19 protein-coding genes and 1 pseudogene are annotated in these 20,003 nt (G+C 70.7%); 19 read left to right on the top strand and 1 reads right to left on the bottom strand.

Annotation, left to right across the window (positions count from 1 at the left end; all coding sequences use genetic code 11):
• The 11 genes from nuoE (at window position 1) to IFT73_RS10855 (ending at window position 13,759) form a co-directional block, all read left to right on the top strand.
• A complete protein-coding gene (gene nuoE / locus IFT73_RS10905) occupies window positions 1-756 on the top strand; it encodes an NADH-quinone oxidoreductase subunit NuoE (protein ID WP_192167633.1) in 756 nt (251 codons plus the stop codon).
• Window positions 749-2,062: an NADH-quinone oxidoreductase subunit NuoF gene (gene nuoF / locus IFT73_RS10900; protein ID WP_192167632.1), complete on the top strand. Its 1,314-nt coding sequence runs from the start codon at window positions 749-751 to the stop codon at window positions 2,060-2,062. The genes nuoE and nuoF overlap by 8 nt, the downstream gene beginning before the upstream one ends.
• 103 nt (window positions 2,063-2,165) lie before the next feature.
• Window positions 2,166-4,565 carry an NADH-quinone oxidoreductase subunit G gene (locus IFT73_RS10895; RefSeq protein ID WP_192167631.1) on the top strand — a complete coding sequence of 800 codons (2,400 nt, stop codon included), beginning with the start codon at window positions 2,166-2,168 and terminating at the stop codon, window positions 4,563-4,565.
• Between the two features lie 196 nt (window positions 4,566-4,761).
• Complete coding sequence (gene nuoH / locus IFT73_RS10890; protein ID WP_192167630.1) at window positions 4,762-6,021, top strand: NADH-quinone oxidoreductase subunit NuoH; 1,260 nt, start codon at window positions 4,762-4,764, stop codon at window positions 6,019-6,021.
• Window positions 6,018-6,599 carry an NADH-quinone oxidoreductase subunit NuoI gene (gene nuoI / locus IFT73_RS10885; protein ID WP_192167629.1) on the top strand — a complete coding sequence of 194 codons (582 nt, stop codon included), beginning with the start codon at window positions 6,018-6,020 and terminating at the stop codon, window positions 6,597-6,599. The genes nuoH and nuoI overlap by 4 nt, the downstream gene beginning before the upstream one ends.
• A complete protein-coding gene (locus IFT73_RS10880; RefSeq protein WP_192167628.1) occupies window positions 6,596-7,381 on the top strand; it encodes an NADH-quinone oxidoreductase subunit J in 786 nt (261 codons plus the stop codon). The genes nuoI and IFT73_RS10880 overlap by 4 nt, the downstream gene beginning before the upstream one ends.
• A 20-nt stretch (window positions 7,382-7,401) precedes the next feature.
• Window positions 7,402-7,671 (top strand): NADH-quinone oxidoreductase subunit NuoK, encoded by a 270-nt coding sequence (gene nuoK / locus IFT73_RS10875; RefSeq protein ID WP_056609932.1) that lies wholly within the window; start codon window positions 7,402-7,404, stop codon window positions 7,669-7,671.
• A gap of 14 nt (window positions 7,672-7,685) precedes the next feature.
• Complete coding sequence (nuoL, locus tag IFT73_RS10870) at window positions 7,686-9,563, top strand: NADH-quinone oxidoreductase subunit L (protein ID WP_192167627.1); 1,878 nt, start codon at window positions 7,686-7,688, stop codon at window positions 9,561-9,563.
• The gene (locus IFT73_RS10865; RefSeq protein WP_192167626.1) at window positions 9,560-11,110 is read left to right on the top strand and encodes an NADH-quinone oxidoreductase subunit M; all 1,551 of its coding nucleotides are present in this window, start codon (window positions 9,560-9,562) and stop codon (window positions 11,108-11,110) included. Before nuoL ends, IFT73_RS10865 begins: the two co-directional genes overlap by 4 nt.
• Window positions 11,110-12,735: an NADH-quinone oxidoreductase subunit NuoN gene (nuoN, locus tag IFT73_RS10860; protein WP_192167625.1), complete on the top strand. Its 1,626-nt coding sequence runs from the start codon at window positions 11,110-11,112 to the stop codon at window positions 12,733-12,735. Before IFT73_RS10865 ends, nuoN begins: the two co-directional genes overlap by 1 nt.
• Window positions 12,736-12,769: 34 nt before the next feature.
• Entirely contained in the window at window positions 12,770-13,759 is a 990-nt protein-coding gene (locus IFT73_RS10855) for a polyprenyl synthetase family protein (protein WP_192167624.1), read from the top strand.
• A gap of 125 nt (window positions 13,760-13,884) precedes the next feature.
• Here the strand turns inward: IFT73_RS10855 and rarD are convergent, their stop codons facing one another.
• Window positions 13,885-14,793, bottom strand: a complete 909-nt coding sequence (rarD, locus tag IFT73_RS10850) for an EamA family transporter RarD (protein ID WP_371811243.1) — start codon at window positions 14,791-14,793, stop codon at window positions 13,885-13,887.
• Window positions 14,794-14,826: 33 nt separating this feature from the next.
• Between rarD and IFT73_RS10845 the strand changes: the two genes are divergently transcribed.
• The 8 genes and pseudogenes from IFT73_RS10845 to IFT73_RS18980 all read left to right on the top strand — a co-directional run.
• Window positions 14,827-15,414: a bifunctional 2-polyprenyl-6-hydroxyphenol methylase/3-demethylubiquinol 3-O-methyltransferase UbiG gene (locus IFT73_RS10845; RefSeq protein WP_056605879.1), complete on the top strand. Its 588-nt coding sequence runs from the start codon at window positions 14,827-14,829 to the stop codon at window positions 15,412-15,414.
• 109 nt (window positions 15,415-15,523) lie between these two features.
• On the top strand, window positions 15,524-16,357 hold the full coding sequence (locus tag IFT73_RS10840) for an SDR family oxidoreductase (protein ID WP_192167623.1): 834 nt from the start codon (window positions 15,524-15,526) through the stop codon (window positions 16,355-16,357).
• Between the two features lie 80 nt (window positions 16,358-16,437).
• Complete coding sequence (locus IFT73_RS10835) at window positions 16,438-17,184, top strand: TIGR02206 family membrane protein (RefSeq protein WP_197984007.1); 747 nt, start codon at window positions 16,438-16,440, stop codon at window positions 17,182-17,184.
• 10 nt (window positions 17,185-17,194) lie between these two features.
• A complete protein-coding gene (locus IFT73_RS10830; RefSeq protein ID WP_192167622.1) occupies window positions 17,195-17,575 on the top strand; it encodes an NADH-quinone oxidoreductase subunit A in 381 nt (126 codons plus the stop codon).
• A gap of 20 nt (window positions 17,576-17,595) precedes the next feature.
• Window positions 17,596-18,147 (top strand): NADH-quinone oxidoreductase subunit B, encoded by a 552-nt coding sequence (locus IFT73_RS10825; protein ID WP_192167813.1) that lies wholly within the window; start codon window positions 17,596-17,598, stop codon window positions 18,145-18,147.
• Window positions 18,144-18,677 carry an NADH-quinone oxidoreductase subunit C gene (locus IFT73_RS10820; protein WP_192167621.1) on the top strand — a complete coding sequence of 178 codons (534 nt, stop codon included), beginning with the start codon at window positions 18,144-18,146 and terminating at the stop codon, window positions 18,675-18,677. The genes IFT73_RS10825 and IFT73_RS10820 overlap by 4 nt, the downstream gene beginning before the upstream one ends.
• Window positions 18,670-19,638, top strand: a complete 969-nt coding sequence (locus IFT73_RS10815; protein WP_192167620.1) for a complex I subunit 1 family protein — start codon at window positions 18,670-18,672, stop codon at window positions 19,636-19,638. The genes IFT73_RS10820 and IFT73_RS10815 overlap by 8 nt, the downstream gene beginning before the upstream one ends.
• Before the next feature lie 122 nt (window positions 19,639-19,760).
• Window positions 19,761-19,985 (top strand): annotated as a pseudogene (locus tag IFT73_RS18980) (4Fe-4S binding protein); the annotation flags it as partial.
• Window positions 19,986-20,003: the final 18 nt, after the last annotated feature.

The raw sequence follows: 20,003 nt of genomic DNA, 5'->3' as shown, positions 1-20,003 counted from the left end.
ATGGGTGAGCTGCACGAGCTCGCCGCCCGGTACCCGCAGGCGCGCAGCGCGCTGCTGCCGATGCTGCACCTGATCCAGTCCGCCGAGGGGCACGTGACCAACGAGGGCATCGAGGTGTGCGCCGACATCCTCGGCATCACCGCCGCCGAGGTGTCGGGCGTCGCGACGTTCTACACGATGTACAAGCGCCGCCCCATGGGCGAGCACCACGTCGGCGTCTGCACCAACACCCTGTGCGCCGTGATGGGCGGCGACCTGATCTTCGAGCGGCTCAAGAGCCACCTCGACGTCGGCAACGACGAGACGACCGACGACGGGCGCGTGACGCTCGAGCACATCGAGTGCAACGCGGCGTGCGACTTCGCCCCCGTCATGACGGTGAACTGGGAGTTCTTCGACCAGCAGACCCCCGAGTCGGCGATCGAGGTCGTCGACCGGCTGCGGGCCGGCGAGCCCGTGCAGGCCACGCGCGGCGCGACGATCACGAGCTGGCGCGAGGCCGAGCGGGTCATCGCGGGCTTCGAGGACGGACGGGTCGACGAGGGCCCCACGGCCGCGGGGGCGTCGCTCGCCGGATTCGAGATCGCCCGCGAGCGCGGCTGGACGGCGCCGAGCCTCGACGCCGAGGGGTCGACCGCCGGCGTCGCCGACACCAAGCAGGAGGCCGAGGAGCAGGCCGACACCACCCGCGCCGGCACCGAGACCCTCATCGAGGAGTCTCCCGCCGACACGGCAGAGGAGGGCAACGATGACTGATCTGCTGACGCCGGTCCTGACGGCCGACTGGGGCACCGACCGTGCCTGGACGCTCGAGGAGTACCGCCGCACCGGCGGATACCGGGCGCTCGAGAAGGCCCTGGCGATGGCGCCCGCCGACGTCGTCGAGCTCGTCAAGGAGTCGGGACTGCGCGGTCGCGGCGGCGCGGGCTTCCCGACCGGCATGAAGTGGGGGTTCATCCCGCAGGACAACCCCAACCCCAAGTACCTCGTCGTCAACGCCGACGAGTCCGAGCCCGGCACGTGCAAGGACATCCCCTTCATGATGGCGACGCCGCACACCCTCATCGAGGGCGTCATCATCGCGGCGCACGCGATCAACGCGAAGCAGGCGTTCATCTACGTCCGCGGCGAGGTGCTGCACGTCATCCGCCGTCTCCGCGCCGCGTGCCGCGAGGCCTACGAGGCCGGTTACCTCGGGCAGGACATCCTCGGCAGCGGCGTCGGCATCGACCTCGTGATCCACGCCGGGGCCGGCGCCTACATCTGCGGCGAGGAGACGGCGCTGCTCGACTCGCTCGAGGGCCGCCGCGGGCAGCCCCGCCTGCGGCCGCCGTTCCCCGCCGTCGAGGGCCTCTACGCCAGCCCGACCGTGATCAACAACGTCGAGTCGATCGCGTCGGTGCCCGCCATCGTCCGCGGCGGCCACGAGTGGTTCGCCTCGATGGGCACCGAGAAGTCGAAGGGCTTCGTCATCTACTCGCTGTCGGGACACGTCCGCCGGCCCGGCCAGTACGAGGCCCCGCTCGGCATCACCCTGCGTCAGCTGATCGACCTCGGCGGCGGCATGCGCGAGGGCAGCGAGCTCAAGTTCTGGACCCCCGGCGGCTCGTCGACGCCGCTGCTGACGGCCGAGCACCTCGACATGCCGCTCGACTACGAGTCGGTCGGCGCGGCCGGCTCGATGCTGGGCACCCGCGCCCTGCAGATCTTCGACCAGACGACGTCGGTCGTGCGGTGCGTGCTGCGCTGGACCGAGTTCTACAAGCACGAGTCGTGCGGCAAGTGCACCCCGTGCCGCGAGGGCACGTGGTGGCTCGTGCAGACCCTGCAGCGCCTCGACGAGGGGCAGGGGCGCGAGGGCGACATCGACCTGCTGGTCGACCTGTGCGAGAACATCCTCGGACGCTCGTTCTGCGCGCTGGGCGACGGCGCCACGAGCCCCATCACGTCGGCGATCCAGCACTTCCGCGACGAGTTCGAGGCCGGTCTGCACACGCCGTCGAGCGAGCTGTTCCCGCCCGCGGCCTCGATGCTGTTCCGACAGGAAGAGGTGACGGCATGATCACCACGACGACGCCCGCCAGGGAGCGCAGCGGATGGTCGCCTCGCTCCGCTCACGGTCGGCCGCAGGCGGCCTCCCTGGCGACCGAGACGGGAGGGGCGTCATGACCATCGAGGCGACGCCCGACACGCAGGCTCCCGTCGAGCTCGTGACGCTGACGATCGACGACGTCGAGGTCAGCGTCCCGAAGGGCACGCTCGTGATCCGCGCCGCCGAGCTGATCGGCACCGAGATCCCGCGCTTCTGCGACCACCCGCTGCTCGACCCGGTCGGCGCGTGCCGGCAGTGCCTGGTCGAGATCACCGACGCCGGCAACGGCCGCGGCTTCCCCAAGCCGCAGGCGTCCTGCACGATCGAGGTCGCGGCCGGCATGGTCGTCAAGACCCAGGTCACGTCGCCGGTCGCCGAGAAGGCGCAGCGCGGCAACCTCGAGTTCCTGCTGATCAACCACCCCCTCGACTGCCCCGTCTGCGACAAGGGCGGGGAGTGCCCGCTGCAGAACCAGGCCATGACCCACGGGCAGGGGGAGTCGCGGTTCACCGAGACCAAGCGGACGTTCCCCAAGCCGATCAAGGTGTCCGAGCAGGTGCTGCTCGACCGCGAGCGCTGCGTGCTGTGCGCCCGCTGCACCCGCTTCTCCGAGCAGATCGCCGGCGACCCGTTCATCGCGCTGGTCGAGCGGGGCGCCCGCCAGCAGGTCGGCATCTACGAGGAGGAGCCCTTCAGCTCGTACTTCTCGGGCAACACGATCCAGATCTGCCCCGTCGGCGCGCTCACGAGCGCCGACTACCGGTTCCGCTCCCGGCCGTTCGACCTCGTGTCGGCGCCGTCGATCGCCGAGCACGACGCCAGCGGCTCGGCGATCCGCGTCGACCACCGGCGCGGCAAGGTCATGCGCCGCCTCGCGGGCGACGACCCCGACGTCAACGAGGAGTGGATCACCGACAAGGACCGCTTCGCCTTCACCTACGCGACGCAGGGCGACCGGCTCACGACGCCGCTGGTGCGCAACGCCGACACCGGCGAGCTGGAGGTCGCGTCGTGGCCCGCCGCGCTCGCGGTCGCGGGTCGCGGTCTGGCCGCCGCGGGCGGCAAGGTCGGCGTGCTGACCGGCGGACGTCTGACGGCCGAGGACGCCTTCGCGTACAGCACCTTCGCGCGCACCGTGCTGCGCACCAACGACATCGACTTCCGCGCGCGGGCCCACTCGGCCGAGGAGGCCGCCTTCCTCGCGTCGCACGTCGCCGCGACGCACCTCGACGTCACCTTCGCCGACCTCGAGAAGGCGTCGACCGTCGTCCTGGTCGGCTTCGAGCCCGAGGACGAGAACGGCAGCATCTTCCTGCGGCTGCGCAAGGCGCACCGCTCGCACGGCCTGCGGGTCGTCGCGATCGCGAGCCACGCCACGCGGGGGCTGCGCAAGACGTCGGGCGAGCTGGTGCGCACCGCGCCCGGCGACGAGCCCGCCGCCCTCGCGGCCCTCGACCTGCCTGCCGGCGCGATCATCCTGGCCGGCGAGCGGCTCGCGTCGGTCGTCGGAGGCTTCAGCGCGGCGGTGTCCGCCGCCGAGACGTCGGGTGCGCGCCTGGCCTGGGTGCCGCGGCGCGCCGGTGAGCGGGGCGCGGTCGAGGCCGGGTGCCTGCCGACCCTGCTGCCCGGCGGACGCCCGCTGGCGGACGCCGAGGCGCGGGCCGACCTGGCCGCCGCCTGGGGCGTCCGGTCCGTCCCCGCCACGAAGGGGCGCGACACGACCGCGATGCTCGCCGCCGCGGCGTCCGGCACGCTCAGGGCGATGCTGGTCGGCGGCGTCGAGCTCGACGACCTGCCCGATCCCGCCGCGGCCCGCGCGGGTCTCGAGGCCGCGGGCTTCGTCGTGAGCCTCGAGGTGCGGCACAGCGACGTGACGGCCCTGGCCGACGTCGTGCTGCCGATCGCCCCCGTCGTCGAGAAGCCCGGCACCTTCGTCAACTGGGAGGGCCGCCTGCGGACGTTCGAGGCGGTCCTGCACCAGCCCGCCTCGCTGACCGACATCCGCGTGCTCGCGGGGATCGCCGAGGAGATGGGGCAGCCGCTGGGCTTCCGCACCGTCGCGTCGGCCCGCCGCGCCATGACCGAGCTCGGACCGTGGGACGGCTCGCGCGCCGAACGTCCCGCCGTCGAGCCGAGGACCGGTGCACGGCCGAAGAAGGGCACCGTCGTGCTCGACACGTGGCGGCTGATGGTCGACGACGGGCGCGGCCAGGACGGCCAGGCGCAGTTCAAGGCGACGGCACGTCCGGCGGTGCTGCGGGCCAGCAGGGCGACCTTGGGCGCGTTCGACGTCGACCCCGGTGGGCCGGCGACGATCTCGACGCCCGCGGGCAGCGCTACGTTCCTGACCGAGGTGGCCGATCTGCCCGACGGCGTCGTGTGGGTGCCGACCAACTCGGGCGTCAACCTGCGCGCCGCCCTCGGTGCCGGGTTCGGCGACCGCGTCACCCTCACGGCCGGGGCGCCGCTGTGATGCCTCGTCCCGGGTCGCCTCGCTTCGCTCACGGTCGGCCGCGGGCGGCCTCCCTGGCGACCGATCACCCCCGTTCGCCAGCGAGGAGCTCTGCGGAGCCCGAGGCGAACCCCAGCGATCGTGCGTGCGTGAGGTCGCCTCGCTCCGCTCACGGTCGGCCGCGGGCGGCCTCCCTGGCGACCGGAAGGAGTGACGCATGAGCGAGCTGTTCGGCAACGACCCGTTCTGGGTCGTCGCGCTCAAGTCGGTGCTGATCTTCGTGTTCCTCTTGGTGTACACGTTGTTCAACATCTGGTTCGAGCGACGCGTCGTGGCCAAGATGCAGCACCGCATCGGTCCCAACGTCAACGGCCCGTTCGGCCTGCTGCAGAGCCTCGCCGACGGCGTCAAGCTCGCGCTCAAGGAGGACATCGTCGTCAAGGCCGCCGACAAGGCGGTCTACATCATCGCGCCGATCCTGGCCGTCATCCCCGCGTTCCTGGCGTGGGCCGTGATCCCCTTCGGCCCCGCGGTGACGATCCCGTTCACCGACACCGTCACCCCGCTGCAGCTGACCGACCTGCCCGTCGCGGTGCTGTACGTGCTGGCCGTGACGTCGATCGGCGTCTACGGCATCGTGCTGGCCGGCTGGTCGTCCGGCTCGATCTACGCCCTGCTCGGCGGCCTGCGCTCCAGCGCCCAGGTCATCTCGTACGAGGTCGCGATGGGCCTGTCGTTCGTGTCGGTGTTCATGTACGCCGGCTCGATGTCGACGTCCGAGATCGTCGCCGCCCAGTCGGACATGTGGTACTTCATCCCGCTGTTCCCGTCGTTCGTCATCTACTGCATCGCGATGGTCGGCGAGACGAACCGCGCCCCGTTCGACCTTCCCGAGGCCGAGGGCGAGCTCGTCGGCGGCTTCCACACCGAGTACTCGTCGCTGAAGTTCGCGCTGTTCTTCCTGGCCGAGTACATCAACATGGTCACGGTCTCGGCGCTCGCGACGACGCTGTTCCTCGGCGGCTGGCGCGCCCCGTTCGGCATCGGCCAGATCGACGACGGCTACTTCAACACGGGCTACTGGCCGATCCTGTGGTTCTTCGGCAAGACCCTGTTCTTCATCTTCGTCTTCGTGTGGCTGCGCGGCACCCTGCCGCGCATGCGGTACGACCAGTTCATGAGCTTCGGCTGGAAGATCCTGATCCCGATCTCGCTCGCGTGGATCGTGGCGGTGACGTTCATCCGCAAGCTCAAGGCCGAGGACATGCTCGACCAGGACGTCCTCGTGCCCGTCGCGATCGTGGTCGGCGTGCTGGCCGTGCTGACCTTCTTCATTCCCGAGAAGAAGCAGCCGCCCGAGCCCGAGGAGGTCGAGTTCGACGCCTTCGCGGGCGGCTACCCCGTCCCGCCGATGCCCGGCCAGCGCGCCGAGCACGAGTCCGCCGCCACCGACGACGCCAAAGAGGTGAGGTCATGACGAACCCGGTCAAGGAGACCCTGTGGGACCCGATCGCCGGCTTCGGCGTGACGTTCCGCACGATGTTCCGCAAGCCCGTGACCGAGCAGTACCCGTTCACGAAGGTGCCGACGGCACCCCGCTTCCACGGACGTCACCAGCTCAACCGCTGGCCCGACGGCCTCGAGAAGTGCATCGGCTGCGAGCTGTGCGCGTGGGCGTGCCCCGCCGACGCGATCTACGTCGAGGGCGCGTCCAACACCGACGAGCCGGACGGCTCAGGACGTCACAGCCCCGGCGAGCGGTACGGCCGCGTCTACCAGATCAACTACCTGCGCTGCATCCTGTGCGGCCTGTGCATCGAGGCGTGCCCGACGCGCGCGCTCACCATGACCAACGAGTACGAGCTGGCCAACGACAACCGGGCCGACCTCATCTGGGAGAAGGGCGACCTGCTGGCGCCGCTGCTGCCCGGCATGGTCGAGCCGCCGCACGAGATGATGATCAGCGACGACCACCACGACTACTACCGCGGCAAGCAGCTGCCCATCGTGGACGTGTCGAGCGGCCCGACCGGTGAAGCGGAGGGCGGGGAGTGACGACGTTCTGGATCCTGGCGCCGGTCATGGTGATCGCCGCGCTGGGGCTGCTGTTCGCCCGCAAGGCCGTGCACGCGGCCCTCGGCCTCGCGGTCGTGATGATCAGCCTCGCGATCCTCTACGCGGCGCAGGGGGCACCGTTCCTGTTCGCGGTGCAGATCATCGTCTACACCGGCGCGATCATGATGCTGTTCCTGTTCGTGCTGATGCTGGTGGGTGTCGACACCTCGGAGTCGCTGCGCGAGACGATCGGCGGCCAGCGGCTCGCCGCGGCGGCCGTGGGCCTGGCCTTCGGCGTCGTGATGGTGACGATCGTCGGCCAGGCCGTCGTCTCGCCGACGACGGGCCTGAAGGCCGCCAACGCCGACGGCAACGTCGAGGGCCTCGCGGCCCTGATGTTCGGTCCGTACGTCCTCGCGGTGCAGTTCACCGCAGCCCTGCTCATCACGGCGGTCCTCGGCGCGATGGTCATGGCCCACCACGAGAGCCTGCTGCCCAGGCGCTCGCAGGCCGACCTGGCCCGCCAGCGACTGCGCGACTACGCCGAGCAGGGCGTCCATCCCGGCAACGCGCCGACGCCCGGCGTCTTCGCCCGCCACAACGCCGTCGACACGCCCGCGCTGCTGCCGGACGGCACGCCGCTGGAGGCGTCGATCTCCGAGAGCATCATCGGTCGCGGCCAGGTGCGCTCGGGCTACGACGAGGCCGTCGACGACATGGCCCGCCGGCTCGACCCGGCCTCCGACGACCGCGCCGACGACGAGGAGGGTGAGGGCAAGTGACCGAGTACATCACCCTGTCGATGATCCTGTTCACGATCGGCGCCGTCGGCGTCCTGGTCAGGCGCAACGCGATCATCGTGTTCATGTGCATCGAGCTGATGCTCAACGCCACCAACCTGGCGTTCGTCAGCTTCTCGCGCCAGCACGGCAACCTCGACGGTCAGCTCGCGGCGTTCTTCGTCATGGTCGTCGCGGCGGCCGAGGTCGTCATCGGCCTGTCCATCATCATCTCCATCTACCGCACGCGACGGACGACCTCGGTCGACGACGCGAGCCTGCTGAAGTCCTAGGAGCGCTGGACGACGTGTTCGATCTTCAGTGGCTGCTCATCGCCATCCCCCTCGCCTCCGGCGCCCTCCTGCTGATCTGGGGCAAGGAGTCCGACCGCTTCGGCCACCTCATCGGCACGGCGGCGTCCGCGGCGTCGTTCGTGCTCGGCGTCGTGCTGTTCGCCGCCCTGCTCGGCAACGACGCCGAGGAGCGGTCGCACGCCGTCTCGCTGTTCACCTGGATCGACACGGGCACCTTCCACGTCGAGATGAGCTTCGTCTACGACCAGCTCTCGGCGCTGTTCGTCCTGCTCATCACGGGCGTCGGCACCCTGATCCACGTGTACTCGATCGGCTACATGGAGCACGACGAGCGGCGACGGCGCTTCTTCGCCTTCCTGAACCTGTTCATCGCGGCGATGCTGACGCTCGTGCTGGCCGGCGACTACCTCGTGCTGTTCCTCGGCTGGGAGGGCGTCGGCCTGGCGTCGTACCTGCTGATCGGCTTCTGGCAGCACAAGCCCAGCGCCGCCGCGGCGGCCAAGAAGGCGTTCGTCGTCAACCGCGTCGGCGACATCGGCATGGCGCTGGCGATCATGCTGATGTTCGCCCAGTTCGGCACCTCGGCGATCGCGGCCGTCAACGCCGCCGCCCCCGGTGCGACCGACGCCGTCACGACGTCGCTGGGCCTGCTCCTGCTGCTCGGCGCGTGCGGCAAGTCGGCGCAGGTGCCGCTGCAGAGCTGGCTGCTCGACGCGATGGAGGGCCCGACCCCCGTCTCGGCCCTGATCCACGCCGCGACGATGGTCACCGCAGGCGTCTACCTCGTGGTGCGCAGCAACGCGATCTTCGACGCGTCCGAGGTCGCCCGCACCGCCGTCATCGTGGTGGGCCTCGTGACGCTGCTGGCCGGCGCGTGGATCGGCTGCGCCAAGGACGACATCAAGAAGGCGCTGGCGGGCTCGACGATGAGCCAGATCGGCTACATGATGCTCGCGGCGGGCCTCGGCCCGGCGGGCTACCCGTTCGCGATCTTCCACCTCATCACGCACGGCTTCTTCAAGGCCAACATGTTCCTGGGCGCCGGATCGGTCATGCACGGCATGGACGACGACGTCGACATGCGCCACTACGGCGGGCTGCGCAAGGCCATGCCGGTGACGTTCGCGACCTTCGCCCTCGGCTACCTCGCGATCATCGGGTTCCCCGGCTTCTCGGGCTTCTGGTCCAAGGACAAGATCATCGAGACGGCCTTCGGCGAGAACCTGTGGGTGGGTCTCGGCGCGCTGCTGGGCGCCGGCGTGACGGCGTTCTACATGACACGCCTCATGATGATGACGTTCTTCGGCGACGCGCGCTGGAAGGACGACGTCCACCCCCACGAGTCGCCCAAGGTCATGACGGTCCCGCTCGTCGCGCTCGGTGCCCTCTCGCTGCTGGGCGGCGTGCTGCTGGTCGGAGACTGGATCGTGGAGTGGCTCGAGCCCGTCACCGGGCACGCCGAGCACCACGAGCTCGCGGTGCCGGCGATCGTGCTGACGCTGATCATCACCCTGGTGGCCGCGACCGGCGTCGCGCTGGGCTTCCTCACGTACGGTCGCCGTCCCGTGGCCGCCGAGACCCCCGCCGACGGCTCGGTGTCGTTCCTCGCCCGCGCGGGCCGCCACGAGCTGTACGGCAACGAGCTCAACGAGGCCGTCGTCGTCCGTCCGACCCGGCACCTGACCCGGTTCCTGGTCTGGTTCGACGGCAAGGGGGTCGACGGCTTCGTGACGGGTCTGGCCGACCGGCTGGGCGACACCTCGCAGCTCCTCCGCAAGCCGCAGACCGGCTACGTCCGTTCCTATGCCCTCACGATGTTCGCCGGTGTCGCGATCGTCGTCCTGTGCCTCCTGGCGGTGACCCTCGCATGATCCTCTCGATCCTCGCCGCGACCCCGATCGTGGGCGCTCTCGTGCTCGCGGTCCTGCCGCGCGGCTCCGCCACGGGCGGTCAGATGCGTCCCAAGGTCGTCGCCCTGGCGGTGTCGCTCGCGACGCTGGTGCTGTCGCTGGCCGTGCTGGCGCAGTACGAGCCCGGCGACGGCGGCTACCAGATGACCGAGCAGCACACCTGGATCGCGGCCTTCGGCGCCCACTACGCCGTCGGCGTCAACGGCATCGCGATCACGCTGGTGCTGCTGACCACGATCCTCGTGCCGATCGTGGTGCTGGCCTCGTTCGACGACCGCCTGCCCGACCCGAAGGGCACGCACGCGTACTTCGCGTGGATGCTCGCGGTCGAGGGGCTGGCGCTCGGGGCGTTCATGTCGATGGACGTGTTCTTGTTCTACGTCCTGTTCGAGGCGACGCTGATCCCGCTGTACTTCCTGATCGGCAGCTTCGGTGGTCCCCGCCGCTCGTACGCCGCGGTCAAGTTCCTGATCTACAACCTCGTCGGCGGCTTGCTGATGCTGGCCGCGATCGTCGGCCTGTACGTCGTCAGCTCGCGCCAGGGCGATGCCTCGTACCTGCTGAGCGACCTGAAGAACCTCGACATGGGCCAGACCACCGAGCGGCTGCTGTTCCTGGGCTTCATGGCGGCGTTCGCGATCAAGGCGCCCCTGTGGCCGCTGCACACGTGGCTGCCCGATGCCGCGAAGGAGTCGACGCCCGGCACGTCGGTGCTGATGGTCAGCGTCGTCGACAAGATCGGCACGTTCGGCATGATCACGTGGTGCCTCAACCTGTTCCCCGAGGCGGCCGACTGGGCGAGCCCCGTCATCATCACGCTCGCCGTCGTCAGCATCGTCTACGGCGCCCTGCTGGCGATCGGCCAGGACGACATCCGCCGGCTCATCGCCTTCACGTCGGTGTCGCACTTCGGCTTCATCATCCTCGGCATCTTCGCGTTCACGTCGACGTCGATGGCCGGCTCGACGCTCTACATGTTCAACCACGGCCTCTCGACCGCGGCGCTGTTCCTCGTCACCGGCATCATGGTGTCGCGGCGCGGGTCGGCGAGGATCTCCGACTTCGGCGGCGTGCAGAGGATCGCCCCGATCATGTCGGGCGTCCTGCTGCTGGCGGGCCTGTCGAGCCTGTCGCTGCCGGGCCTGGCCCCGTTCGTCTCGGAGTTCCTGGTGCTGGCCGGCACGTTCACGGTCTCGATCCCGGCCGCCGCCGTCGCGACGCTCGGCATCGTGCTCGCGGCGCTGTACATCCTGATCATGTACCAGCGCACCATGACGGGCCCCCTGGCGCCGGGCGCCGAGGGCGTCACCGAGCTGCGGCCGCGTGAGATCGCCGCACTGACGCCCGCGATCATGCTGATCATCGGTCTGGGCTTCTTCCCGCAGCCTGTGCTGACCGCGATCAACCCCGCCGTCGACGCCGTCGTGACCCACCTCGGCAAGACCGATCCCACCCCGAGGACACCGACCCCGATCGACGTCCCGTCCGAGCAGGAAGGAGGCCACTGATGAGCATCTCGACCCTCGCGGCGGCCACCGACCTGCCGCCGATCCCCGCCGCCGACATCGAGTACTCGCTGATCGCACCGCTGCTGATCGTCGTCGGCGCCGCGATCGTCGGCGTGCTGGTCGAGGCCTTCTGGCCGCGCCCCAGCCGCTTCGCCGCCCAGGCCCTGCTGGCCTGCGGCGCGATCGTCGCCGCGTTGGCCGACACGGTCTGGGTCTACACCGACCTCGACCGCGTAGAGGCGTCCCTGACGGCGCGCGGCCAGGTCGCCGCCGAGGGCGCGCTGTCGATCGACGGCCCCGGCGTCTTCGGGTGGGGCATCCTGCTGGTCTTCGGGCTGCTGAGCATGCTGCTGTTCGCGGAGCGCCGGCTCGAGGGCGGGCTCAGCGCCTTCACGGGCCGCGCCGCCGACGCCCCGGGCTCGCCCGCCGAGGCCGACGCCGTCCAGCGCCGTCTCGAGCACAGCGAGATCTTCCCGCTCGCGCTGTTCGCGCTGGTCGGCATGATGCTGTTCGCGACCGCCAACGACCTGCTGACGATGTTCGTCGCGCTCGAGGTGCTGTCGCTGCCGCTCTACATCCTGTGCGGGCTCGCCCGCCGACGCCGGCTGCTGAGCCAGGAGGCCGCGCTCAAGTACTTCCTGCTGGGCGCCTTCTCGTCGGTCTTCTTCCTGTACGGCATCGCGCTGGCCTACGGCTACTCCGGCAGCTTCGAGCTGTCGGCGATCGACACCGCGGTCACCAACCGCACCGACAGCGAGACGCTGCTGCTGGCGTCGATCGCGCTGATGGCGGTCGGCCTGCTGTTCAAGATCGGCGCCGCCCCGTTCCACACCTGGACGCCCGACGTCTACCAGGGCGCCCCGACACCCGTCACGGCGTTCATGGCGGCCGGCACCAAGGCGGCGGCCTTCCTGGCGCTGCTGCGCGTGTTCTACGTCGCCTTCGGCGGGGCGCAGTGGGACTGGCGACCGACGATCGTGGCGATCGCGATCGTCACGATGTTCCTCGGCGCGGTCGTCTCGATCTCGCAGACCGACGTCAAGCGCATGCTGGCGTACTCGTCGATCGCGCACGCGGGCTTCCTGCTGGTCGGCTTCGTCGGCGTGTACGCGGGCGTCGCGGGCTCCGACCGCGTCACGTCGGTGTCGAGCATCCTGTTCTACCTCGCGGTCTACGGGCTGTCGTCGATCGGCGCCTTCGCGATCGTGACGCTCGTGCGCGACTCCGGCGGCGAGACGACGCACCTGTCGAAGTGGGCCGGGCTGGGCCGCACGTCGCCGCTGCTGGCGGGATCGTTCGCGGTGTTCATGCTGTCGTTCGCGGGCATCCCGCTGACGGGCGGGTTCATCGGCAAGTGGGGCGTGTTCAGCGCCGCGTACTCCGGCGGGTTCTGGTGGCTCGTCGTGATCGGCGTCCTGATCAGCGCCCTCGCCGCCTACTTCTACGTGCGGGTCATCGTGCTGATGTTCTTCACCGATCCGGTCGGCGACGGCCCGACGGTCGCGGTCCCCAGCCCGCTGACTACCGTGGTCATCGTCGTGGCTGTGGTCGGCACCGTCGCACTCGGTATCATTCCGGGACCGGTGCTGGATCTCGCCCAGCACGCGGGAGCGTTCGTGCGCTGACCACGACCAAGGATCTTTCGGCTAGGAGCTCTGCGTGACCACTCTGGGTGTCTCGTTCACCGACGGAGCCCTCGAGTCGCGGGTGGCAGGTGGCGTCGACGAGGTCGAGCGTCAGCTCGTCGACGCCGTCGACAGCCCGTCCCGGCTCGTCGCCGAGGCCGCGTCGCACCTGCTCAACGCCGGCGGCAAGCGGTTCAGGCCGCTGCTGACGATGCTGGCCGCCGAGTTCGGCGACCCCACCCGCCCCGAGGTCGCCCGCTCGGCGGTCGTCGTCGAGCTGACGCACCTCGCGACGCTGTACCACGACGACGTCATGGACGAGGCCGACATCCGCCGGGGTGCGCCCAGCGCCAACTCCCGTTGGGGCAACTCGGTCGCGATCCTGGTGGGCGACTTCCTGTTCGCGCAGGCGTCCGACCTGGTGTCCGACCTCGGGCCCGACGCCGTCCGCATCCAGGCGCGCACGTTCTCTCGCCTCGTCCAGGGCCAGATCCGCGAGACGATCGGGCCCGACGACGACGAGGACGCGCTGGAGCACTACCTCGGCGTCGTCGCCGACAAGACCGGCTCGCTCATCGCGACCGCCGCCCGCTTCGGTGCCATGATGGCGGGTGCGCCCGACGAGGTGCAGCAGACGCTGACCGAGTTCGGCGAGCGCGTCGGGGCCGCCTTCCAGCTCGCCGACGACGTCATCGACGTCGCGAGCGAGACGGGGGAGTCGGGCAAGACGCCCGGCACCGACCTGCGCGAGGGCGTCCCGACGCTGCCCACGCTGATCGCCCTGCGGTCGACCGACGCGGCCGACGACCGTCTGCGCACGCTGCTGTCGAAGCCGCTGACCGACGACGCCGAGCACGCCGAGGCCCTCACCCTGCTGCGCGCGCACCCCGCGCTCGACGAGGCCCGCGCCTACGTGCAGGCCGAGGCCGACGCCGCCAGCGCCCTGCTCGCGACGCTGCCCGAGTCGTCCGCGCGGGCGGCCCTGCAGGAGCTCTGCGACACCGTCGCCACGCGTCTGGGCTAGATCGCGCCCCGATCTGCCCCGATCCGCGAGTGGTGCGGTTCGGACATTCTGGGACGGCGCGTCTGTCCACGCTGCACCGCTCGACGGCTGGAAGACAGCACTCGGCGGCTGTCGCTGGACGTGGGCTAGATCGCGGCGGCCTCGGCGGTCCGGCTGAGCAGCCGGCGGCGGTTGTTCAGGGCATCGGCGGTGAAGATCACGAGGGCCAGCCAGACCAGGACGAAGCCGGCCCAGCGGGCGGCGGTCATGTCCTCGCCGAAGATCGTCAGCCCGACGAGGAACTGGATGATGGGCCCGAGGTACTGCAGCAGGCCGATCGTCGTCAGCGACAGGCGCGTCGCCGCGGCGCCGAACAGCAGCAGCGGGATCGCGGTCACGACGCCGGTGCCGATCAGCAGTGCGGCGTTGCCGGGGCCGTCGTGGCCGAACGTCAGCTGACCGCGCAGCTGCAGCGCGACCAGGAACGCCAGGGCGACGGGGAACAGGATCGCGGTCTCCATGCCGAGGCCCTCGAACGCCCCGAGGTCGGCCTTCTTCTTCAGGAAGCCGTAGATCGCGAACGAGAACGCGACCAGCAGCGCGACCCACGGCAGGCGTCCGTAGTCGACCGTCAGCACGACGACCGCGGAGGCGCCGATCGCGATCGCGACCCACTGCACGGGGCGCAGCGTCTCCTTGAGGACGAAGACGCCCAGCAGCACCGTGACCAGGGGGTTGATGAAGTAGCCGAGCGACGTCTCGATGACGTGGCCGTTCGTCACGCCGTAGATGAAACCGCCCCAGTTGATCGCGATCGTGACCGAGGCGCCCGTCAGGATCAGCATCAGGCGACGGTCGCGGGCGATCGCGGCGAACGCCCCCCAGCGTCCCATCGCGGTGATCGCGACGAGGACGAAGACCATCGACCAGACGAAGCGGTGGGCCAGGACCTCGAGCGATCCCGCGGGCTCCAGCAGCGGCCAGTAGAGCGGGAAGAAGCCCCAGCACAGGTAGGCCGCGACCCCGAGGGGCACACCGCGGCGGGAGTCGTCCACGCGGTGAGCGTACGCCTGGTGGACGATGGTGCGATGACCGACGTTCCCCGCTGGTTCAGCGAGACCAAGGACGGCCACTCGCAGTGGTACGTCGAGCGATTCCGCACGCTGCACGACGAGGGCGCCGACCTCGGCGGGGAGGCGCGCCTGATCGACGCGATCGTCCCGCCGGGCTCGCGCGTGCTCGACGCGGGCTGCGGCCCCGGACGCGTCGGCGCCGTGCTGCACGCGCGCGGCCACACCGTCGTCGGCGTCGACGCCGACCCCGTGCTGATCGAGGCGGCCCAGGACGACCACCCTGGTCCGCGCTGGCTCGTGGCCGACCTCAGCACGCTCGACCTGGACGAGGACCCGTTCGACCTCGCGGTCGTGGCCGGCAACGTCATGGTGTTCGTGGCGCCCGGCACCGAGCAGCGGGTGCTGGAGTCGCTGCGGCGCCACGTGCGTCCGGGGGGCCGCGTCGTGCTGGGGTTCGCGACCGACCGCGAGCTCTCGGTCGCCGACTTCGACGCCGCGGCCGAGGCGGCCGGGCTCGTCCACGAGCAGCGGTTCGCGACGTGGGACCTCGTCCCGTTCGCCGACGACGCCGACTTCGCGGTGACCTTCCTGCGCGTGCCGTAGGGCCGGCCGGGACGTCATCACGGGTGCGCCGACCCAGGTACTGAAGTGATGACGTCCTCGCGCATTTCGAGTTGCGCTGGAGCGCGCTCCAGGTCGTAGCGTCGACGGCATGACTGACACGACTGGCAAGACCTGGTTCATCACCGGCACGTCGCGAGGATTCGGCCGCGAGTGGGCGATCGCCGCCCTCGAGCGCGGTGACCGCGTGGCCGCCACGGCGCGCAGGACCGACTCCCTCGACGACCTCGTCGAGAAGTACGGCGACGCGATCCTGCCGATCGCCCTCGACGTCAACGACCGCGCAGCCGACTTCGCCGCCGTCAAGCAGGCGCACGACCACTTCGGTCGCCTCGACGTCGTGGTCAACAACGCGGGCTACGGCCACTTCGGCTTCATCGAGGAGATCACGGAGGAGGAGGCCCGCGCGCAGATCGAGACCAACCTGTTCGGAGCCCTCTGGGTGACGCAGGCGGCGCTGCCGTTCCTGCGCGAGCAGGGATCGGGCCACATCATCCAGGTGTCGTCGATCGGCGGCATCTCGGCGTTCCCGCTCGTCGGCATCTACCACGCGTCGAAGTGGGGCCTGGAGGGCTTCTCGCAGGCGCTCGCCCAGGAGGTCGCCGACTTCGGCATCCACGTGACGCTGGTCGAGCCCGGTGGGTTCTCGACCGACTGGAGCGGCGACTCGGCCTCGCACTCGGAGGAGAACCCCGCCTACGCCGACTTCCGCCAGAAGACGATGGAGCAGCGCAGCTCGCGCAACGCCACCCCCGGCGACCCGCACGCGTCCGCCGCCGCGATCCTCGACGTCGTCGACGCCGACGAGCCGCCGCTGCGGGTGTTCTTCGGCACCGCGCCGCTCGGCATCGCCAAGGCCGACTACGAGAAGCGCCTCGCGACGTGGGAGCAGTGGAACCACGTGTCGGAGAAGGCCCAGGGCTGACGCCGACGGCCGGGCGGGACGCTCACCGCCCGGCCGCCTGGTCCCTGCCGCGGCGGCCCGCGATCGACTAGCCTCGCGGCATGATGCTGGCCGCCGACGAACGGTTCGAGAGCTACGGCTCGTCGCACCTGACGGTGCTCGCGATCTTCGTGATCGGGGTCGCCGTCGCGATCGTCGCCGGGCGACGGCTGGCCGGCGGCCCGCACGAGCAGGTCGTCCGCCGGACGTTCGCGATCGTCCTGCTGTGCGTCACGATCCCGTTGCAGGTGCTGCAGCTGACCCCCGACGAGTGGAACCCGCAGACGTCGCTGCCCCTGCAGCTGTGCGACCTCGCCTGGATGGTCGCGGCCCACGCCCTGTGGACCCGCCACCGCGTCACCTCGACGATCACCTACCTGTGGGGCATCACCCTCACGACCCAGGGGATGCTGACGCCCGACCTCGCGTCCGACTTCCCCGAGCCCAGGTTCCTGATGTTCTGGGGCATGCACGTGCTGATCGTGTGGGCGTCGTTCTTCCTCGTCGTCGGCCTGCGCATCGTGCCGACGTGGCGCACGTACCGCCTGACCGTCGTGCTCACCCTGGCGTGGGCCGTGGCCGCCTACGCCTTCAACGTCGTGGCCGGCACCAACTACGGCTACCTCAACCGCCTGCCCCGGAACGCCTCGCTGCTCGACCACCTCGGCCCGTGGCCGCTGTACGTCGTCCTCGAGATCGCGATCGTCGCCGCGGTGTGGGCGCTGCTGACGTGGCCGTGGACGCGACCCTCGTCGGCCGGCGCGCGTCGCGGCGGCACGGACGCCGCCGCCGGGCGCCGGCGCGCCTAGAGTGGTGCCCATGCGCGCCCTCCTCGACGACACGTACCTGCAGGGGTACGCCACCGTCGGCGCGATCGTCGTGGTCGGGATCCTGCTCGCGACCGCGATGCTGGGCGTCAACCGGCTCCTGCGACCGCAGGTCGCGTCGCGCGACAAGCGCACGACGTACGAGTCGGGCGTCGACCCCGTCGGCGAGGGCTGGGCCCAGTCGACGGTCCGCTACTACGTGTACGCGTTCCTCTACGTGATCTTCGCGGTCGACGCCGTGTTCCTGTTCCCGTGGGCCCTCGTGCTCGAGCAGATCGGGCACGCGGCCGCCGTCGAGATGGGCGTCTTCGTGGGCGTCCTCGCGATCGGCCTGGCCTACGCGTGGCGCAAGGGCGTGCTGTCGTGGACGTGACCGGAGCCGTCGACCTGCCCATGCCGACCCTCGCACCGCCCGACGGTGCCGCGAGCCTCGGCGCCGGCTCGCAGGCCGCCCCCAAGGCCGCGCGCTACCTGCTCAACTGGGGCCGGAAGTACTCCCTGTGGGTGTTCAACTTCGGCCTGGCGTGCTGCGCGATCGAGTTCATCGCGACGTCGATGTCGCGCCACGACTTCATCCGCCTCGGCGTGATCCCGTTCGCGCCGGGCCCCCGCCAGGCCGACCTGATGGTCGTCTCGGGCACCGTCACCGACAAGATGGCGCCGGCCATCAAGCGGCTCTACGACCAGATGCCCGAGCCCAAGTACGTCATCAGCTTCGGGTCGTGCGCCAACTCCGGCGGCCCCTACTGGGACTCGTACTGCGTCACGAAGGGCGTCGACCAGATCATCCCCGTCGACGTCTACGTGCCCGGCTGCCCGCCCCGGCCCGAGGCGCTGCTCGACGGCATCGTGCAGCTGCAGCACCAGATCGCGGGGGAGAACCTCGCCGAGCGCTACGCCCGCCCCGCCACGTCGCTGCTCAGCCCGCGCATCGAGGCGCCGTGAGCCTCGAGTCGAACCCGTTCGGCCCGCCGCACCGCGTCGTCGAGGTCGGCGACTGGCACGACGTCGTGGCGGGCCTGCGGGCCGACGGGTTCACGTACTTCGACTGGCTGTCGGCCGTCGACGAGCACCCCGAGGGCTTCCGGCTCGTGCTGCACGTCGCGCGGCTGGCACCGACCCTCGAGCACCTGCTGCTGGCGACCCACCTCGACCGCGCGACACCGTCGGTGGCGTCGGTCGCGGACGTCTTCGCGGGCGCGGCGTGGCACGAGCGCGAGACGCACGAGATGTTCGGCATCGCGTTCCTCCGGGCGGGAGAACCGCTCGTGCTCGACCCGCTGCTGCTGCCGGACGGCTTCGAGGGCCACCCCCTGCGCAAGGAGTTCGTGCTCGCCTCGCGCGTCGCCAAGGCCTGGCCGGGTGCCAAGGAGCCGGGCGAGAGCGACGCCGACTCGGCGCACTCGCCGGGCCGTCGTCGCGTCAGGCCCCCGGGCGTGCCCGACGACTGGCTCAAGGGGGCGCGCGATGAGTGAGGCGCTCGACGTGCTGCTGCGGTGCCTCGTCGTGCTGGGGGCGTTCCTGACGATGCCGCTGCTGGTCGGGCAGATGGAGCACAAGGCGATGGCGCACATGCAGGCCCGCGTCGGCCCCATGGCGGCCGGTGGCTTCCACGGCTGGGCGCAGCTCGTCGCCGACGGCGTCAAGTTCGCCCAGAAGGAGAGCATCACGCCCGTCGCGGCCGACCGCCGCGTGTTCGAGCTGGCGCCGGCCGTCGCGCTGGTGCCGTACCTCGTGGCGATGGTCGCGATCCCGCTCGGCCCGTTCTTCGGCCAGGGCGTGCTGATCGGCCAGGACCTCGACCTCGGCCTGTTCTTCGTGCTGGCCGCGATGAGCGTCGGCGTGCTCGGGACGCTGATGGGCGGCCTCGGCAGCGGCAACAAGTACTCCTACCTCGGCGGCATGCGGGTCGCGGCCCAGCTGATGTCGTACGAGCTGCCGATGGTTCTCGCCGCGGCCAGCGCCGCGATGCTCGCCGGCACCCTGTCGCTGGTCGGCATCGCGGACGCCTTCGAGCCGTGGTGGCTCCTGGTGCAGCTGCCGGGCCTCGTGGTGTTCTTCGTGGCGGGGCTGGCCGAGCTGCAGCGCCCGCCGTTCGACGCCCCGCTGGCCGACGCCGAGCTCGTCATGGGCCCGCTGACGGAGTACGGCGGCATGCGGTTCGCGATGTTCCTGCTCGCGGAGTACGCCGGCATCGTCGTGCTGGCGGCGCTGACGACGGTGCTGTTCCTCGGCGGGTGGGCCGGGCCGTGGTCGGAGCAGCTGGGCTGGGCCTGGACGCTGCTCAAGATCGTCGGCGTCTCGTTCCTCGTGATCTGGGCGCGCGTGGCCTACCCGCGGCTGCGCGAGGACCAGGTCAACGTGCTGGCGTGGAAGGTGCTCGTGCCGCTCGCGCTGGCGCAGGTCACCCTGACGACCCTGGTGGTGGTGTGGTGAAGGCATACGGCAGGGGCCTGTGGCAGGGCCTGCGCGTGACGTGGCGCAACCTGACGCGGCGCAGCGTCACGGCGCACTACCCCGACGTCGAGCCCGAGCTCCCTCCCCGCAGTCGCGGCGTCATCGCGCTGCAGGAGGAGAACTGCACGTCGTGCATGCTGTGCGCCCGCGAGTGCCCGTCGTGGTGCATCACGATCGACTCGCACAAGGAGGTCATCCCCTCGGCGACCGAGGGCGGGCGCGACCGCAGCCAGAACGTCCTCGACCGCTTCGACATCGACTACTCGATCTGCATGTACTGCTCGATCTGCATCGAGGTGTGCCCTTTCGACGCGCTGCACTGGTCCCCGGAGTTCGCGTACGCC

This window comes from Aeromicrobium sp. CFBP 8757 (assembly GCF_014841755.1).
In the GTDB taxonomy this organism is placed as follows: Bacteria; Actinomycetota; Actinomycetes; order Propionibacteriales; family Nocardioidaceae; genus Aeromicrobium.
The sequence above is the reverse complement of the archived record's forward strand: the minus strand, read 5'-3'. Positions and strand labels throughout refer to the sequence as shown.

Bases quoted from the DNA above. Each gene is read 5' to 3' on its own strand.
- nuoE (WP_192167633.1), top strand. From the start codon at position 1: ATGGGTGAGCTGCACGAGCTCGCCGCCCGGTACCCGCAGGCGCGCAGC.
- nuoF (WP_192167632.1), top strand. From the start codon at position 749: ATGACTGATCTGCTGACGCCGGTCCTGACGGCCGACTGGGGCACCGAC.
- IFT73_RS10895 (WP_192167631.1), top strand. From the start codon at position 2,166: ATGACCATCGAGGCGACGCCCGACACGCAGGCTCCCGTCGAGCTCGTG.
- nuoH (WP_192167630.1), top strand. From the start codon at position 4,762: ATGAGCGAGCTGTTCGGCAACGACCCGTTCTGGGTCGTCGCGCTCAAG.
- nuoI (WP_192167629.1), top strand. From the start codon at position 6,018: ATGACGAACCCGGTCAAGGAGACCCTGTGGGACCCGATCGCCGGCTTC.
- nuoK (WP_056609932.1), top strand. From the start codon at position 7,402: ATGATCCTGTTCACGATCGGCGCCGTCGGCGTCCTGGTCAGGCGCAAC.
- IFT73_RS10865 (WP_192167626.1), top strand. From the start codon at position 9,560: ATGATCCTCTCGATCCTCGCCGCGACCCCGATCGTGGGCGCTCTCGTG.
- nuoN (WP_192167625.1), top strand. From the start codon at position 11,110: ATGAGCATCTCGACCCTCGCGGCGGCCACCGACCTGCCGCCGATCCCC.
- IFT73_RS10845 (WP_056605879.1), top strand. From the start codon at position 14,827: ATGACCGACGTTCCCCGCTGGTTCAGCGAGACCAAGGACGGCCACTCG.
- IFT73_RS10840 (WP_192167623.1), top strand. From the start codon at position 15,524: ATGACTGACACGACTGGCAAGACCTGGTTCATCACCGGCACGTCGCGA.
- IFT73_RS10835 (WP_197984007.1), top strand. From the start codon at position 16,438: ATGATGCTGGCCGCCGACGAACGGTTCGAGAGCTACGGCTCGTCGCAC.
- IFT73_RS10830 (WP_192167622.1), top strand. From the start codon at position 17,195: ATGCGCGCCCTCCTCGACGACACGTACCTGCAGGGGTACGCCACCGTC.
- IFT73_RS10825 (WP_192167813.1), top strand. From the start codon at position 17,596: ATGCCGACCCTCGCACCGCCCGACGGTGCCGCGAGCCTCGGCGCCGGC.
- IFT73_RS10815 (WP_192167620.1), top strand. From the start codon at position 18,670: ATGAGTGAGGCGCTCGACGTGCTGCTGCGGTGCCTCGTCGTGCTGGGG.